Here is a 15,961-nt window from a genome sequence, read left to right on the forward strand (position 1 = left end):
TCATTCATGCCGCCCAAGAAGAAGCGTCCCGTCCTGCACGCGGCGACCGTGCTCGCCCTCCTGGCGGGCAGCGCGTACCTGACCGTGGAACTGCGCAAGGACGAAGAAGCCAAGGCACCCAAGGTGCAGGCCGTCACCGACACCCCCGGCGGCCTGCAGAACAGCAACGGGCAGCCGGGGAGCGGGAAGCAGAAGTGGGAGCGCCTGAAGAACCCCGCGCGCTCCGTCCTGCGCACCGACAGCGGCAAGGTCCTCGCCACCTTCACGGACAACGCCCGCACCGCCACGCTGACCGGACCGAGCCGCACCTTCACCGAGCCCGCGAACACCAAGTCCCGCGTCGTCACGAACGACTGGACGCGGCTGATGCCGGAGACCTGGCGCGAGGGCGCCGAGAAGGAGAAGTGGTTCAAGGACTGGTACAAGGAGTTCTCCGGCAGCGAGGAGGACGACCTCTTCGCGATGGCGTTCCAGTACGTGCAGGGCGCGCCGGTCAAGAAGGACGACGAGGGCATCGCCTACGCAGGCGACGCCAACTTCGGTCCGCTCAACCCCGACGGCAGCGCGGGCAACGACCTGCGTCTGGAGCAGTCGGACTTCTTCGACTACCTCGGCATCCCGTACACGTTCCGCAGCGGTACGACCATCCAGCCCGAGACCATGCGGGCCCGCTCCATGGACTGCTCCGGGTTCATCCGCACGGTCTTCGGCTACCGCGCCCGCTATCCCCTGATGGCCGACGACAAGACCGGCGACGGCCTGCCCCGCACCGCCAACGGCATGGCGCGCGGCAAGGCGGGCACGGACGTCATCAAGCTCAAGGGCGTCGGCAAGGCGGACCGCCCCAAGTCCATCGACGTCGTACAACCCGGTGACCTGGTCTTCTTCAAGCTGGACGCCCGTACCAAGGAGCGCCTGGACCACGTGGGGATCTTCCTCGGCCACGACGCCGACGGCCACAAGATCTTCATCTCCAGCCGCGAGGAGGTCAACGGCCCCACGATCGGCGACAAGGGCGGCACGTCCCGTCTCGACGGGAACGGCTACTACGCCGCCACGCTGCGCAGCGCGAAGCGGCTCTGAGGGGCGGCTACCGAGGACGCACGGTCCGGGGGCCCACGCACCGGGCCCCCGACTCGCCCACCCTCCGGCGCAGTTCACGGTCGGCCGTGACGACCAGGCAGGGGCGCTCCCCGGCCTCGGCGGCCAGCTCCGCGATGCGGTCGTCGCCGCTGCCGGGCGCGCTCTCCACGCGTACGCCGGGCACGGACTCCACGCCGCGTGCGGCACCCTCCACGACGAGGACGACCTCAAGCGGGCCCGGATGACCGGGCAGGCCCTCGTCCGCGTACGTGACGAGCCCGTCCCGCAGCCGCTCGGCGGCCCCGCGGCGGTCGCGCCACCAGCCGTCGGGGACCGAGCCGACGACATTGGCGGCGTCCACGACGAGCAGAGTTCTCATGGCGCAAGCCTGGCACAGCCGGGCGCCGGGCCACGGCCGGGAGCCGTCCCCGGCGACCGTAGACTGAGCGGGCCGGAGAAAACGCACGCTCGTAGGAAGGTCGGCGCCGAAACATGCCGCTGAGATCCTCCCCCAGGCCCGGGCGGGAGCCCTCCCGCCCGACGGCCCCCGCCGCCGGCCAGGCCGCGAGCGGCACCCTCGCCACCGGCAACTGGCTGCTGCGCGGCAAGGACGGCAGGCTCACCGCGTACGCCCGCTCGGCCGACGGCCTGCTGCGCTGGACCCAGGACCGCCCCGGCGGCCCGGACTGGAGCGGCCCGGACTTCTTCGAGGCGCCGCATCTGACCCACCTCACCCTGGCCCAGGGCGTCGACGGGTACGTGCACTTCATCGCGCTGCGCACGCGCCCCAAGGAGGGCGGCGGCACCGAGGTCGACGTCGTGCACGCCGTCCAGTACCAGTCGGGCCGCCCGCTCATGGACTGGCGCTCGCTCGGCAACCCCCACACCAAGATGGTCGAGCGCGCCCCGCACCTCGGCGCCCCGACCGCCGCGGTGGACGCGTCCGGCACGGTCCACGTCTTCGTACGGGACGCGGTGAACAGCGTCCGGCTGCGGCGCGAGGGCAAGGGCGGCAAGTGGGAGGGGTGGAAGGACTTCAAGGTCCGCGAGGTTCTCGACGGCATCACGGCGGTCGCCACGTCCACCGGCCGCGTCGAGGTCTTCGGCCCCGCCGAGAACAAGACGCTGCACTGGGCCCAGGAGAAGCAGGGCGCGGACTTCCAGCGCACCGACGACATCCCGCTGCCCCCGGCCCCCGGCTCGGGCACGGCGCTGGAGACGGCCCCGGACCGCCTGACGTACTTCGCGGCCGACGCCCGCGGAAAGGGCGTCGTCGCCCACCGCTCCGGCGCGGACGACGAGACCACGGCGGACGTGCGGCCCCTGGGCGGTACCCCCGTCCCCGGCCCTACGTCCGCCCTGCGCGCGACGATAGAGGGCCACGACTGCACGGTCCTCGCCCACCGCGGCCAGGACGGCCGGCCCGTCATCGCGGCCTACCCGACGCAGGACGAGCAGGCGGGCGTCTGGTGGGCCGAGACGGGCGAACCCTGTCTGGGCACCCCCGCGCTGGCCCTCGACGCGCAGGGCCGCGTGGTCATGGCGACGATCGGCCTCGACGGCACGCTCCGCGTCGCACGCCAGAAGGCGGAATCGGGCCTCGCGCTCGACGCCTGGACCCGGGTGTAAGCCGAAAGCGCCTGAAACGGCCGATGCCCGGCCGGCCAGGAGGCCGGCCGGGCATCGGCCGTATGCGGAGGCGTTACGCGGGAACGCTGGCCACGCCCGGCGCCAGGAACCGCTTGCCGTTGACGCGCTCGCTGACGCCCTCACGGTCCAGGTACGGCGTGATGCCGCCCAGGTGGAAGGGCCAGCCCGCGCCGGTGATCAGGCACAGGTCGATGTCCTGCGCCTCGGCGACGACGTCCTCGTCGAGCATGAGCCCGATCTCCTGCGCCACGGCGTCGAGCACGCGGTCGCGGACCTGCTCCTCGGTCAGGACGGAGTCGCCCTGCTTCAGGAGCGCGGCGACCTCGGGGTCGAGCTCCGGCTTGCCGGAGTCGTAGACGTAGAAGCCGCGCTTGCCGGCCTTGACGACCGCCGCGAGGTTCGGCGAGACCGTGAAGCGCTCCGGGAAGGCGCGGTTCAGGGTCTCCGACACGTGCAGACCGATGGCCGGACCGACCAGCTCCAGGAGGACCAGCGGCGACATCGGCAGGCCGAGCGGCTCGACGGCCTTCTCGGCGACGGCGACCGGGGTGCCCTCGTCGATGACGTTCTGGATCTCGCCCATGAAGCGGGTGAGGATGCGGTTCACGACGAACGCCGGGGCGTCCTTCACGAGCACCGCGGTCTTCTTCAGTTTCTTGGCGACACCGAAGGCCGTGGCCAGCGAGGCGTCGTCCGTCTGCTCGCCGCGCACGATCTCCAGGAGCGGCAGGATCGCGACCGGGTTGAAGAAGTGGAAGCCGACGACCCGCTCGGGGTGCTTGAGCTTCGACGCCATCTCGGAGACCGAGAGCGAGGAGGTGTTGGTGGCGAGGATCGCGTGCGCCGGGGCGACCGCCTCGACCTCCGCGAACACCTGCTGCTTGACGCCGATCTCCTCGAAGACGGCCTCGATGATGAAGTCGGCGTCGGAGAAGCCCTCGGCCTTGTCCAGGACACCGGAGACCAGGCCCTTGAGGCGGTTGGCCTTGTCCTGGTTGACGCGGCCCTTGAGGAGGAGCTTGTCGATCTCCTCGTGGACGTAGCCGACGCCCTTGTCGACGCGCGCCTGGTCGATGTCGGTCAGGACGACCGGCACCTCGAGGCGGCGCAGGAAGAGCAGCGCGAGCTGCGAGGCCATCAGACCGGCGCCGACGACGCCGACCTTGGTGACCGGGCGCGCCAGGTTCTTGTCCGGGGCACCCGCCGGGCGCTTGGCGCGCTTCTGGACGAGGTTGAAGGCGTAGATGCCGCTGCGCAGTTCGCCGCCCATGATGAGGTCGGCGAGCGCCTTGTCCTCGGCGTCGAAGCCCTGCTGCAGGTCGCCGTCCTTGGCGGCCGCGATGATCTCCAGGGCGCGGTAGGCGGCCGGGGCCGCACCGTGCACCTTGGAGTCCGCGATGCCGCGGCCGCGCGCGACGGCCGCGTCCCAGGCCTCGCCGCGGTCGATCTCGGGGCGGTCCACCGTGAGCGAGCCGTTGAGGACGGAGGCCGTCCAGATCAGCGACTGCTCCAGGAAGTCCGCGCCCTCGAAGAGCGCGTCGGCGATGCCGAGCTCGAAGACCTGCTTGCCCTTGAGCTGGCGGTTCTGGTTCAGCGAGTTCTCGATGATGACCGAGACGGCCTTGTCGGCGCCGATCAGGTTCGGGAGCAGCGCACAGCCGCCCCAGCCCGGTACGAGACCGAGGAAGACCTCGGGCAGCGAGAACGCGGGCAGCGCCTTGGAGACGGTGCGGTACGAGCAGTGCAGCCCGACCTCGACACCGCCGCCCATCGCGGCGCCGTTGTAGTAGGCGAAGGTCGGCACGGCAAGGCCCGAGAGCCGCTTGAAGACCTCGTGGCCGCCCTTGCCGATGGCGAGCGCGTCCTCGTGGCGCCCCAGAATCTCCACGCCCTTGAGGTCGGCGCCGACCGCGAAGATGAACGGCTTGCCGGTGATACCGACACCGACGATCGTGCCCTCGGCCGCCTCCTTCTCGACCTGGTCGATGGCGGTGTTCAGGTTCGCCAGCGAGCCGGGGCCGAAGGTGGTCGGCTTGGTGTGGTCGAAGCCGTTGTCCAGCGTGATGAGCGCGAAGCGCCCGGCGCCGGCAGGCAGGTCGAGGTGGCGTACGTGCGCCTGCGTGACGACCTCGTCAGGGAACAGCTCGGCCGCGCCCTTCAGAAGCTCAGTGGTGGAGCTGCTCACTTGTCGCCTCCGGCGTCCTTGTGGTTCGGGTTCTCCCAGATGACGGTGGCGCCCATGCCGAAGCCGACACACATCGTGGTCAGGCCGTAGCGGACGTCCGGCTGCTCCTCGAACTGCCGGGCCAGCTGCGTCATCAGACGCACGCCGGAGGAGGCGAGGGGGTGGCCGTAGGCGATGGCGCCGCCGTACTGGTTCACGCGCGCGTCGTCGTCCGCGATGCCGTAGTGCTCCAGGAAGGCGAGCACCTGCACGGCGAAGGCCTCGTTGATCTCGAAGAGACCGATGTCGTCGATCGAGAGCCCCGCCTGGGCGAGCGCCTTCTCCGTCGCCGGGATCGGGCCGTAGCCCATGACCTCGGGCTCGACACCCGCGAAGGAGTACGAGACGAGGCGCATCTTGACGGGCAGGTCGTGCTCGCGCGCGAAGTCCTCGGAGGCGATGATCGACGCCGTGGCGCCGTCGTTGAGGCCCGCGGCGTTGCCGGCGGTGACGCGGCCGTGCGTACGGAACGGCGTCTTGAGGCCGGAGAGGTTCTCCAGGGTGGTGCCGGGCCGCATCGGCTCGTCGGCGGTGGCGAGGCCCCAACCGGTCTCGCCGGCTTCCTCGTTCGTCCGGCGTACGGAGACGGGCACCAGGTCCTGCTGGATCTTGCCGTTGGCGTACGCCTTGGCGGCCTTCTCCTGCGAGCGCACGGCGTACTCGTCGGTGCGCTGCTTGGTGATGCTCGGGTAGCGGTCGTGCAGGTTCTCGGCGGTCATGCCCATGAACAGGGCGGACTCGTCGACGAGCTTCTCGCTCACGAACCGCGGGTTCGGGTCGACGCCCTCGCCCATGGGGTGGCGGCCCATGTGCTCGACGCCACCGGCGATGACGGCGTCGTACGCGCCGAAGGCGATGGAACCGGCCGTCGTGGTGACGGCGGTCAGCGCGCCCGCGCACATACGGTCGATGGAGTAGCCCGGCACGGACTGCGGAAGCCCGGCCAGGATGCCGGCGGTGCGGCCCAGCGTCAGACCCTGGTCGCCGATCTGCGTGGTCGCGGCGATGGCGACCTCGTCGATCTTGGCGGGGTCGAGGGCCGGGTTGCGGCGCAGCAGCTCCCGGATGGCCTTCACGATCAGGTCATCCGCACGGGTCTCGTGGTAGATGCCCTTCGGGCCCGCCTTGCCGAACGGGGTGCGGACGCCATCAACGAAGACGACGTCCCTGACGGTACGAGGCACGATGGCTCTCCTCCAGGGTGCGGGGCGCTTGCAGGCGCTTTTCCTCATCCATGCTACTTGCCGGTAACTACACGGCCAAGGGCTGGTGCGCGGTGCCGCGGGGTTGCGAAGGTCACACTGGGGGTCTGCCCTCGCCGGGGGCGCGGCCCGTGCCCTGCCGCTGCGCGGCGGATCTGCGGGGCGGGTGCCTGTCCCGCCGCTTCGCGGCGGATCTTCCCCACCCGCCCGCCCGTTCACCCGGCGTCCGCCGGGGGTGCCGCTGCCCGGCGTCGGGCTGCTGGGCCCGTCCGGGCGGGGAGCCTGCTGCCGGCCGGTGGGGCGTGCCCTGTGCCGCCGCTGCGCGGCGGATTTTTCCCGCCCACCCACCCGTTCACCCGGCGTCGAGCAGTTGCCCGTTTCTGCTCCGTCGTGTGCCGCTGCCGCCCCTGTCCCGCGCCTCCCCGCAACGCGAACCACCCACCCGCCCCCTCGCCCCGTGATGCGGGGTGAACGGGTGGGTGGGTGGGGGAGATCCGCCGCGCAGCGGCGGCTTTGCGGGGCCATCGTGCAGCGGCGGTGCGGCCGTCAGGTGGGTGGCGGCTACTTGGGAGGAGCTGTTGCCGCCGGGGCGGTGAGGGCTGTGACCAGGGCCGGGGTTACCCGGGTGATCTGCCAGTGCCGCGCCCCGTGCGAGGCCAGCGCCGCCGCCACGGAATCCGGGTCCACCTGAGCCGGCGGCTCCCAGCAGACGCGCCGGACCGTGTCCGGAGTGATCAGGTTCTCCTGGGGCATGTTCAGCTCCTCGGCCAGCGCCGAGACCGCCGCCCGCGCGGCGGAGAGCCGAGCCGCGGCAGCGGGGTCACGGTCCGCCCAGGAGCGGGGCGGCGGCGGGCCCGACACGGCCTGCCCCGGCTGCGGAAGCTCGGAGTCGGGCAGGGCCTTGGCCCGGTCCACCGCGGCCTGCCACTGCTCCAGCTGGCGCCGCCCCATGCGGTGCCCGAAGCCGGTGAGCCCGGCGAGCGCGTGCACGTTGGGCGGCAGCCCCAGCGCCGCCTCCACGATCGCGCCGTCACTGAGCACCTTGCCGGGCGACACGTCACGCCGCTGGGCGACCTTGTCGCGGGCGGTCCAGAGTTCCCGTACGACCGCCATCTGACGGCGGCGGCGCACCTTGTGCATGCCGGACGTGCGGCGCCAGGGGTCCTTGCGCGGCGGCGCGGGCGGCGCGGAGGCGATCGCGTCGAACTCCTCGCGGGCCCACTCCAGCTTGCCCTGCCGGTCGAGCTCCTTCTCCAGGGCGTCCCGCAGGTCCACGAGCAGCTCGACGTCCAGCGCCGCGTACCGCAGCCAGGGGTCGGGCAGCGGCCGCGTGGACCAGTCGACCGCCGAGTGGCCCTTCTCCAGGACGAAGCCGAGCACGCCCTCGACCATCGCGCCGAGGCCGACCCGGGGGAAACCGGCGAGGCGCCCGGCGAGCTCCGTGTCGAAGATGCTGGTGGGGATCATGCCTATTTCGCGGAGGCAGGGCAGATCCTGCGTGGCCGCGTGCAGTACCCACTCCGCTCCGGAGATCGCCTCGCCGAGCCCCGAGAGGTCGGGGCAGGCGACGGGGTCGATCAGGGTGCTGCCCGCGCCTTCACGGCGCAGCTGTACGAGATAGGCACGCTGGCCGTACCGATAGCCGGACGCACGTTCGGCGTCCACGGCCACGGGGCCACTGCCCGCCGCGAATGCGGCGATCACCTCGGCGAGCGAGGTTTCGTCTGCGACCACCGGAGGAATGCCATCACGCGGCTCGAGCAAAGGGATCGGCGCCGTTTCGACGTCGTCCGGAGGGCCGCCTCCGGTGGTTCGCAGTGAACTGTCTGCTGCGGTCTCTTGGGCGTCGGTCACCTGTCAAGGGTATCTGTGTATGCACGGCGCCCGTCGACGGAACGTTCCGTCGACGGGCGAGCGAGGGGTGTAAATCAGTCAGTGGATGATTCCGGTGCGCAGAGCCACCGCGACCATCCCGGCCCGGTCACCCGTGCCGAGCTTGCGCGCGATCCGGGCGAGGTGGCTCTTCACGGTCAGGGCGGAGAGCCCCATCGAGACGCCGATGGCCTTGTTGGACTGGCCCTCCGCGACGAGCCGGAGAACCTCCACCTCACGGCCGGACAGCTCGCGGTAGCCACCGGGGTGGCTCGGGGCGCCCGGCGGGCGGCGGTGCATTCGGGCGGCGGCCGAGCCGATGGGCGCGGCGCCGGGACGGGTGGGGAGACCGACGTTGTTGCGGGTGCCGGTGACGACGTAGCCCTTCACGCCGCCCGCGAGGGCGTTGCGTACGGCGCCGATGTCATCGGCGGCGGAGAGGGCGAGGCCGTTCGGCCAGCCCGCCGCGCGGGTTTCGGAGAGGAGAGTCAGGCCGGAGCCGTCGGGGAGATGGACGTCTGCGACGCAGATGTCACGGGGGTTGCCGATGCGGGGACGAGCCTCCGCGATCGACGAGGCCTCGATCACGTCGCGTACACCGAGGGCCCACAGGTGGCGGGTGACGGTGGAACGCACGCGTGGGTCGGCCACGACGACCATGGCGGTCGGCTTGTTCGGGCGGTAGGCGACCAGGCTTGCAGGCTGCTCGAGGAGAACGGACACCAGGCCTCCTGGGGTGCGGGACGTGAGCCGGCTCGGGGATTAAGCCGGGACGAACCGTGCTGTCTAGGTCACCAACCTCTTCGGCATCAAACCCGTCCGCCTTTAGAGAATGATCACGATTTGGTGAGTAACAATTCGGACCATTCGGACACGTGATCGATCATCCGAAGATCAACCCGAATCGCAGTCGTTCAGAATCGCTCATCCGCGTGACCGTCCGGCCCCGCCCGGCGCGCTTCGGCCCGCCGCGGGCGACGGGATCTGCCGCCCCCACCGAGGGGCGACGGAATCTGCCGCCCCCGCCACGAGGTCAAGGAGTCTGCGGCCCCCGCCGCTGCGGCAGCGACACCACGGACCCCTCGCCGTAGCTCTGGTTCACCGGCGGCAGGCCCGCGATCTGGCACAGCAGATCGCACCACGCGGCAAGATGCGACGCCGTGTCCGGCACCCCGCCCGCCCCTTCGCGCGGCGTCCACGACGCCCGGATCTCGATCTGTGAGGCGGGCGTCCGCTCGGAAAGACCGCCGAAATAGTGCGAGCCCGCGCGCGTGACGGTGCCGCTCGGCTCGCCGCAGGCCAGTCCGCGCGCCTGGAGCGCGCCCGTCAGCCAGGACCAGCAGACCTCCGGGAGCAGCGGGTCCGCCGCCATCTCCGGCTCCAACTCCGCGCGGACGAGCGTGACAAGGCGGAAGGTGCCCTGCCAGGCGTCGTGCCCCGCCGGATCGTGCAGCAGGACCAGACGCCCGTCCGCGAGATCCTCGTCGCCCTCGACCACCGCCGCCTCCAGGGCGTACGCATGGGGGGCCAGGCGCTTCGGCGGCTTCGTCGGGTCGATCTCGATCTCAGGCCGAAGCCGTGCCCCGCGCAGCGCATCGACCGCCGCCCGAAAGGGCAACGGAGCCGATTCCGCCACCTTCCCCTCCGTACTTTCCATCTCGCCAGCGCCGTCCGACCGTTGTCCCTGAGCCGCAGCCATGCGGGGAAGATTAAGGGGAACGGCGGCTTCGCGCAGGGAGAGACACCCGTGAGGGGGTCCCCGGTCAAGGCGGGGTGTCCCTCGGGACGGGGTCGCGGGGGCCCGTGCGAGACTTTCCGGGTGAGTGCCAACACGAGCCCCGCGGGCCAGCAGAACGCAGTTACGTACGACTCCGCTTTCATGAAGGCCTGCAGGCGCGAGCCGGTGCCGCACACGCCGGTCTGGTTCATGCGGCAGGCGGGGCGCTCACTGCCCGAGTACCGCAAGGTGCGCGAGGGCACGGCCATGCTGGAGTCCTGCATGATGCCGGAGCTGGTCACCGAGATCACGCTGCAGCCGGTGCGCCGCCACAAGGTCGACGCCGCGATCTACTTCAGCGACATCGTCGTCCCCCTCAAGGCCATCGGCATCGACCTCGACATCAAGCCGGGCATCGGCCCGGTCGTCGCCAACCCCATCCGCTCGCGCGCCGACCTCGCCCAGCTGCGGGATCTGACGCCGGACGACGTGAGTTACGTGACGCAGGCGATCGGCATGCTGACGGCCGAGCTGGGGTCCACCCCGCTCATCGGCTTCGCCGGCGCGCCTTTCACCCTCGCGAGTTACCTGGTCGAGGGCGGTCCGAGCCGCAACCACGAGAACACCAAGGCGCTCATGTACGGCGACCCGCAGCTGTGGGCCGACCTGCTCGACCGGCTCGCGGAGATCACCGGCGCCTTCCTGAAGGTGCAGATCGAGGCGGGCGCGAGCGCCGTGCAGCTCTTCGACTCGTGGGTGGGCGCCCTCGCCCCCGCCGACTACCGGCGCTCCGTGATGCCCGCGTCGCAGAAGGTCTTCGAGGCGGTCGCCCCGTACGGGGTGCCGCGCATCCACTTCGGTGTCGGCACGGGTGAACTGCTCGGTCTGATGGGCGAGGCGGGCGCCGACGTGGTCGGCGTCGACTGGCGCGTGCCGATGGACGAGGCCGTGCGGCGGGTCGGTCCCGGCAAGGCCCTTCAGGGGAACCTCGACCCGGCGGTCCTCTTCTCCACGCGGGAGGCGATCGAGGCCAAGACGGACGAGGTCCTGGACGCCGCGTCCGGTCTCGAGGGGCACATCTTCAACCTCGGCCACGGCGTTCTGCCCACCACGGACCCGGAGGCGCTGACGCGGCTCGTGGAGCACGTCCACACGCGGACCGCCCGCTGAGAGAGCCGGTTCACAGTTGGCTGAAAATCTCGCCTGAATATGCCGGGTGAGGAGGGGGCGAGGCCGTGTCCGCGGTGGAGATCGGTGATCTCGTCGAGGCCTGGGGCGGAGTCCAGGACGACTACCAGAGCCATCGCGACGCGGCGAAGGACCGGATTGTCCTGGAATGCGCCCGGGCGCTCGCCGCGGACCCCGGCGGTGAGCGCGCCCATCAGTGGACCTTCGGACTGGTCATGATGCTGCCGTACGTCGGCTGGCTGCCGGGCGACGACGTACCGGGCGCCGTGTTCGACGCGGCGCGGGCGGCCGACGGGGCGCTCAGGGAGCGGCCGTGCGCCCACGAAGCCCATCCGTACGCCGAGGACGAGCTGGAGGACCACCTCTTCTGGCTCCGCGACCTCGTGGCGGACCTGGTCGACGAGAGCGCCGAGTGGGACGAGGACGAGCACCCGCGCGACGCGTGGCTCTGTCCGCGCAACGTCGCCGGGTTCGCGCGCATCGCCATGGACTTCATCGAGCCCGGATCGGCGACCGGTATCCCGCCGCGCCTGCCCGAGGACACCCAGCGGGACATCGAGTCCCTCGCCGCCGTCCTGCACGGCTGCCCCCGGCCGGGCACGGACGTCGACTCCGAGATCTCCCGCGTCGGTGACGCGCTCGGCCGGGCCGCCGACCCCGACGACCGCGCGGGGCTCGTCATCGCCGCCGCGGCCGTCTCCTGGTACGCCGTCTCCGACCTGATGCGGTCGAAGCCGGTCCTCGACGCCCTGGCGGCGGGACTCGAAGCCGCCCTCTCTCACCTCTCCGACGCCCGGTGCGCGCACGAGGGGCACCCCGGACTGCCGAGCAGCGGCTCCGACGCCGTCTGGGTCGGCCTGCACCTGAGCAGCCCCGCCGGACGCCGGGTCTACGACGTCGAGCGCATGTCCAGCGGCTGGGGAGCCCCGCCGGAAGCCCTCCTGTGCCCCGCCTTCACCGCCGCCACCGCCCGCGAGACCCTCGCGCGACTGCGGGAGCGGCGCGAGACCCTCTTCGGAGCGGGCTCCCCGGAGGACCCGGACATCTCCTAGCGCGCCGACCTGACCGCCGCGACCGCCTTGCGCGCCGCCACCAGGACCGGGTCCCACACCGGCGAGAACGGCGGTGCGTAGCCGAGGTCGAGCGCCGTCATCTGGTCCACCGTCATGCGGGCCGTCAGGGCCACGGCCGCGATGTCGACGCGCTTGCCCGCCCCCTCGCGGCCGACGATCTGGACGCCGAGCAGCCGTCCCGTGAGGCGCTCGGCGAGCATCTTCACGGTCATCAGGGCCGCGCCCGGGTAGTAGCCCGCGCGGCTCGTCGACTCGATGGTCACCGACACGTACTGCAGGCCCGCCGCCCGCGCGTCCTTCTCGCGCAGCCCCGTACGGGCGATCTCCAGGTCGCAGACCTTGCTGACGGCCGTGCCGACGACACCGGGGAAGGTCGCGTAACTCCCGCCCACGTTCGAGCCGATGACCTGGCCGTGCTTGTTGGCGTGGGTACCGAGCGCGATGTGGCGCTCGCGGCCCGAGACCAGGTCGAGCACCTCGACGCAGTCGCCGCCCGCCCAGATGTTCTCGTGCCCCCGCACCCGCATCGCCAGATCGGTGAGCAGCCCGCCGTACTCGCCGACGGGCAGGCCCGCGGCCTTCGCGAGTTCCGTCTCGGGGCGCACGCCGATGCCGAGCACCACCACGTCCGCCGGATACTCCGCGTCCTCGGTGGCCACCGCCCTGACCCGGCCGTCGTCACCGGTGAGGATCTTGGTGACCTCGGCGTCGTTGACCATCTCGATGCCCATGCCGGTCATCGCGTCATGGACGAGGCGGCCCATGTCCGGGTCGAGCGTCGACATCGGCTCCCGGCCGCGGTTGACGACCGTGACGTCGTAGCGGCGCTGGATCAGCGCCTCGGCCATCTCGACGCCGATGTAGCCCGCGCCGATGACGACCGCCCTGCGGCCCTCCGTGTCCGCCAGCGTGTCCAGGAGCGCCTGTCCGTCGTCCAGGGTCTGCACGCCGTGCACGCCGGGGGCGTCGATGCCCGGCAGCGACGGGCGGATCGGGCGGGCGCCGGTGCCGATCACGAGCTTGTCGTACGCCGTCCACGCCTCGGCGCCCGACTCCAGGTCCCGGGTGCGGACCCGGCCGCCCCCGGCATCGATCTCCGTGACCTCCGTACGCATCCGGAGGTCGATGTCGCGGGCCCGGTGCTCCTCGGGCGAACGCGCGATCAGCTCGTCCCGCGAGGGGACGTCGCCGCCGACCCAGTAGGGGATGCCGCAGGCCGAGTACGACGTGAAGTGGCCGCGCTCGAACGCGACGATCTCCAGCTCGTCCGGGACCTTGAGCCTGCGTGCCTGCGATGCGGCGGACATGCCCGCCGCATCGCCCCCGATGACCACCAGTCGCTCTCTCGCGCTACTCATACGGACACGCTACGACGCGGCGGCAATTGACGGACCGCTAGTCGTCGTCGCCTTCGCGCGCCGGTGCGGCGGGCGCCGCGGCCACCGCGGGCCGCCGCCGCAGCCCGGGCCGCACCAGGCGCTGCCACAGCAGGAAAAGGAGCGCCGCCACCGCCACGAACGGCAGGATCGCGCCGAGGGCCACCGCCACCCATCGCAGCATCGTCACGAAGGCGCTCCAGCCACCGGACAGCGCGTCCACGAACGTCGGGTCGTCATCGTCCGGGACGGCCTTCTTCACGGCCGTCTCGCTCAGCGAGAGCGTGATCGTCGACATGCTCGTACGGTCCTTGAGCGAGGACCGCTGTGCGAGCAGCGCCTCCAGTTCGGACTGGCGGGAGCTCAACTCCCCTTCCAGGGCGACGACATCGCTCAGCTTGGTCGCCTTGTCCATCAGCTCCCGCACTCGGGCCACGCTCGCCCGCTGCGACTTGACGCGGCTCTCCACGTCGACGACCTGGTCGGTCACGTCCTGCGCCTTGGCCTTGCGCTTGATCAGCTTGCCGGTTCCTTCGAGCGCCGTGAGGACCTCCTCGTACTGGTCCTGCGGGACGCGCAGCACGATCCGGGAGCGCTCGTGGCCCCGGCCGTCGCGGTCCGTGGTCTCGTCGCCGACGACACCGCCCGCGTCGGCGGCCGCCGCGCGCGCCTCGTCCAGGGCCTTCGGCACGTCCTTGACGTGGACGGTCAGGGTGGCGGTGCGGATGATGTGCGTGCCGGTGAGCTCGGGCGGCTTCTTCGCGCCGGACTGGTCCGCGCGGCCGCCCCCGGCCACCCCCTTCTCGTCGCCGCTGCCGGACTTGTCCGCGTCCTGCTGCGCGGAGCCCGCCGCCTTGCCGCCGGCGTCGTCGCCGTCGCCCGCGCCCGCGCTGCATCCCGTGAGCGCGAGGGCGGCCGCGAGCAGCAGGGCCGAGAGTGCCTGGACGGTGCGGTGCCTTGATGTGCCGGACGCGAGCATCTCGACGTACCCCCCCGAGGTTGGTGGTGGCTGATGCTCCTTTGACGCCGGGGAGGGCCGGAACGGTGGTTGCCGACCGGTCCCGATGGGGTCACGGTCAGGACTCGTCCGGCTCGAAGCGGCCGCCTCGTAGAGTGGGGGGCATGCGCGAAACGGACACACGTAGGGGCCATGTCGTCGTCATCGGTGGCGGAATCGCCGGCCTTGCCGCCGCCCACCGATTGCTCGGTACCGGAGCCCGCGTGACCGTCCTGGAGGCCTCCGACCGGCTCGGCGGAAAGCTGCTCCCCGGCGAGATCGAGGGCGTCCGCGTCGACCTCGGAGCCGAGTCGATGCTGGCCCGCCGCCCCGAGGCCGTCGCCCTCGCCCGCGAGGTGGGCCTGACCGACCGGCTCCAGCCGCCCGCCACGGCGACCGCGGCGATCTGGACCCGCGGAGCCCTGCGGCCGATGCCCAAGGGCCATGTGATGGGCGTGCCCGGTGACGCGTCCGCCCTCTCCGGAGTGCTCTCCGACGAGGGCCTGCACCGCATCGAACAGGACCGCGACCTGCCGCCCACCGAGGTCGGCGACGACGTCGCCGTCGGCGAGTACGTGGCCGCGCGCCTCGGCCGCGAGGTCGTCGACCGCCTCGTGGAGCCGCTGCTCGGCGGGGTGTACGCGGGCGACGCCTACCGCATCTCGATGCGCTCGGCCGTCCCGCAGCTCTTCGAGGCAGCCCGCACGCACACCTCGCTCACCGAGGGCGTCCGCGCCATCCAGGCCCGCGCCGCGCAGAACCAGCAGACCGGCCCCGTCTTCATGGGCATCGAGGGCGGCGTCGGCCGGCTCCCGCTCGCCGTGGCGGAGTCGGTACGCGCGCGTGGCGGCGAGATCCGCACCGGGACCCCGGTCACCGAACTGCGGCGCACCCCGGAGGGCTGGCAGGTCACCACGGGCGAGGAGACCGTCGAGGCCCGGGCCGTGGTCGTCGCCGTGCCCGCGTACGCCGCCGCCGCACTGCTCGGCGTCGAGGCGCCCGCCGCCGCGGCCGAACTCGCGGGCGTCGAGTACGCCTCCATGGCCCTGATGACCCTCGCCTACCGCCGCAGCGAGACCGACCTCCCCGAAGGCAGCGGTTTTCTCGTGCCGCCCGTCGACGGACACACCATCAAGGCGTCCACCTTCGCCTCGCGCAAGTGGGGCTGGATCGCCGACGAGGACCCCGACCTCCTCGTCCTGCGCACGTCGGTCGGCCGGTACGGCGAGAGCGCGATCCTGGGACGCGACGACGCCGACCTCATCGACCTCTCCCGGCATGACCTGCGCGCGGCCACCGGCCTGGACGCCGAGCCCGTCGCCACCCGCGTCACCCGCTGGCACGACGGCCTGCCGCAGTACCCCGTCGGCCACCACGCGCGCGTGGCCCGCGTCCGCGAGCACGTCGCCAAGCTGCCGGGCCTGGCCGTGTGCGGAGCGGCGTACGACGGCGTGGGCATCCCCGCGTGCATCGCGAGCGCCTACGCGGCCGTCGACGCACTGGGCGGTGACCCGGCCGGTGTGCAGGAGCTCACCCGCAACCCGGTGCAGAGTCTGCACGGCGGCGGAGGAGAATAGGG

13 protein-coding genes are annotated in these 15,961 nt (G+C 72.1%); 5 read left to right on the forward strand and 8 right to left on the reverse strand.

Going from position 1 to position 15,961, the window contains the following annotated elements:
• Positions 1 to 6: 6 nt before the first annotated feature.
• Positions 7 to 1,083 carry an NlpC/P60 family protein gene (locus ABZ906_RS01280; RefSeq protein ID WP_361194887.1) on the forward strand — a complete coding sequence of 359 codons (1,077 nt, stop codon included), beginning with the start codon at positions 7 to 9 and terminating at the stop codon, positions 1,081 to 1,083.
• A gap of 7 nt (positions 1,084 to 1,090) precedes the next feature.
• Here ABZ906_RS01280 and ABZ906_RS01285 read toward each other — a convergent pair whose 3' ends face one another.
• Positions 1,091 to 1,462 (reverse strand): NTP pyrophosphohydrolase, encoded by a 372-nt coding sequence (locus tag ABZ906_RS01285; protein WP_361375963.1) that lies wholly within the window; start codon positions 1,460 to 1,462, stop codon positions 1,091 to 1,093.
• A gap of 113 nt (positions 1,463 to 1,575) precedes the next feature.
• Here ABZ906_RS01285 and ABZ906_RS01290 point away from each other — a divergent pair, with 113 nt between their 5' ends.
• Positions 1,576 to 2,712 carry a hypothetical protein gene (locus ABZ906_RS01290; protein WP_361375966.1) on the forward strand — a complete coding sequence of 379 codons (1,137 nt, stop codon included), beginning with the start codon at positions 1,576 to 1,578 and terminating at the stop codon, positions 2,710 to 2,712.
• Positions 2,713 to 2,785: 73 nt separating this feature from the next.
• Here ABZ906_RS01290 and ABZ906_RS01295 read toward each other — a convergent pair whose 3' ends face one another.
• The 5 genes from ABZ906_RS01295 to ABZ906_RS01315 form a co-directional block, all read right to left on the reverse strand.
• Entirely contained in the window at positions 2,786 to 4,918 is a 2,133-nt protein-coding gene (locus ABZ906_RS01295) for a 3-hydroxyacyl-CoA dehydrogenase NAD-binding domain-containing protein (protein WP_361375969.1), read from the reverse strand.
• On the reverse strand, positions 4,915 to 6,141 hold the full coding sequence (locus ABZ906_RS01300) for an acetyl-CoA C-acyltransferase (protein WP_361194881.1): 1,227 nt from the start codon (positions 6,139 to 6,141) through the stop codon (positions 4,915 to 4,917). Before ABZ906_RS01300 ends, ABZ906_RS01295 begins: the two co-directional genes overlap by 4 nt.
• 579 nt (positions 6,142 to 6,720) lie before the next feature.
• Positions 6,721 to 8,013 (reverse strand): ribonuclease D, encoded by a 1,293-nt coding sequence (locus ABZ906_RS01305; RefSeq protein WP_361194879.1) that lies wholly within the window; start codon positions 8,011 to 8,013, stop codon positions 6,721 to 6,723.
• Positions 8,014 to 8,091: 78 nt separating this feature from the next.
• A complete protein-coding gene (locus tag ABZ906_RS01310) occupies positions 8,092 to 8,754 on the reverse strand; it encodes a response regulator transcription factor (RefSeq protein ID WP_160507754.1) in 663 nt (220 codons plus the stop codon).
• A gap of 310 nt (positions 8,755 to 9,064) precedes the next feature.
• Positions 9,065 to 9,730, reverse strand: a complete 666-nt coding sequence (locus tag ABZ906_RS01315; RefSeq protein WP_361375972.1) for a DUF3000 domain-containing protein — start codon at positions 9,728 to 9,730, stop codon at positions 9,065 to 9,067.
• Between the two features lie 120 nt (positions 9,731 to 9,850).
• Between ABZ906_RS01315 and hemE the strand changes: the two genes are divergently transcribed.
• Positions 9,851 to 10,918, forward strand: a complete 1,068-nt coding sequence (hemE, locus tag ABZ906_RS01320; protein ID WP_361194874.1) for a uroporphyrinogen decarboxylase — start codon at positions 9,851 to 9,853, stop codon at positions 10,916 to 10,918.
• Positions 10,919 to 10,983: 65 nt separating this feature from the next.
• Positions 10,984 to 11,988: a hypothetical protein gene (locus ABZ906_RS01325; RefSeq protein WP_361375975.1), complete on the forward strand. Its 1,005-nt coding sequence runs from the start codon at positions 10,984 to 10,986 to the stop codon at positions 11,986 to 11,988.
• On the opposite strand, the gene ABZ906_RS01330 is transcribed toward ABZ906_RS01325, so the two are convergent.
• Positions 11,985 to 13,367, reverse strand: a complete 1,383-nt coding sequence (locus ABZ906_RS01330) for an FAD-dependent oxidoreductase (RefSeq protein WP_361375978.1) — start codon at positions 13,365 to 13,367, stop codon at positions 11,985 to 11,987. The genes ABZ906_RS01325 and ABZ906_RS01330 overlap by 4 nt on opposite strands.
• 37 nt (positions 13,368 to 13,404) lie before the next feature.
• The gene (locus ABZ906_RS01335) at positions 13,405 to 14,364 is read right to left on the reverse strand and encodes a DUF4349 domain-containing protein (protein ID WP_361375981.1); all 960 of its coding nucleotides are present in this window, start codon (positions 14,362 to 14,364) and stop codon (positions 13,405 to 13,407) included.
• 143 nt (positions 14,365 to 14,507) lie between these two features.
• On the opposite strand from ABZ906_RS01335, the gene hemG reads away from it, so the two are divergent.
• Positions 14,508 to 15,959: a protoporphyrinogen oxidase gene (gene hemG / locus ABZ906_RS01340; protein WP_361375984.1), complete on the forward strand. Its 1,452-nt coding sequence runs from the start codon at positions 14,508 to 14,510 to the stop codon at positions 15,957 to 15,959.
• Positions 15,960 to 15,961 lie beyond the last annotated feature (2 nt).

Source organism: Streptomyces sp. NPDC046925, from assembly GCF_040644915.1.
In the GTDB taxonomy this organism is placed as follows: Bacteria; Actinomycetota; Actinomycetes; order Streptomycetales; family Streptomycetaceae; genus Streptomyces.

Bases quoted from the DNA above. Each gene is read 5' to 3' on its own strand.
- ABZ906_RS01330 (WP_361375978.1), bottom strand. From the start codon at position 13,367: ATGAGTAGCGCGAGAGAGCGACTGGTGGTCATCGGGGGCGATGCGGCG.
- ABZ906_RS01290 (WP_361375966.1), top strand. From the start codon at position 1,576: ATGCCGCTGAGATCCTCCCCCAGGCCCGGGCGGGAGCCCTCCCGCCCG.
- ABZ906_RS01315 (WP_361375972.1), bottom strand. From the start codon at position 9,730: ATGGCTGCGGCTCAGGGACAACGGTCGGACGGCGCTGGCGAGATGGAA.
- ABZ906_RS01285 (WP_361375963.1), bottom strand. From the start codon at position 1,462: ATGAGAACTCTGCTCGTCGTGGACGCCGCCAATGTCGTCGGCTCGGTC.
- ABZ906_RS01335 (WP_361375981.1), bottom strand. From the start codon at position 14,364: ATGCTCGCGTCCGGCACATCAAGGCACCGCACCGTCCAGGCACTCTCG.
- hemG (WP_361375984.1), top strand. From the start codon at position 14,508: ATGCGCGAAACGGACACACGTAGGGGCCATGTCGTCGTCATCGGTGGC.
- ABZ906_RS01280 (WP_361194887.1), top strand. From the start codon at position 7: ATGCCGCCCAAGAAGAAGCGTCCCGTCCTGCACGCGGCGACCGTGCTC.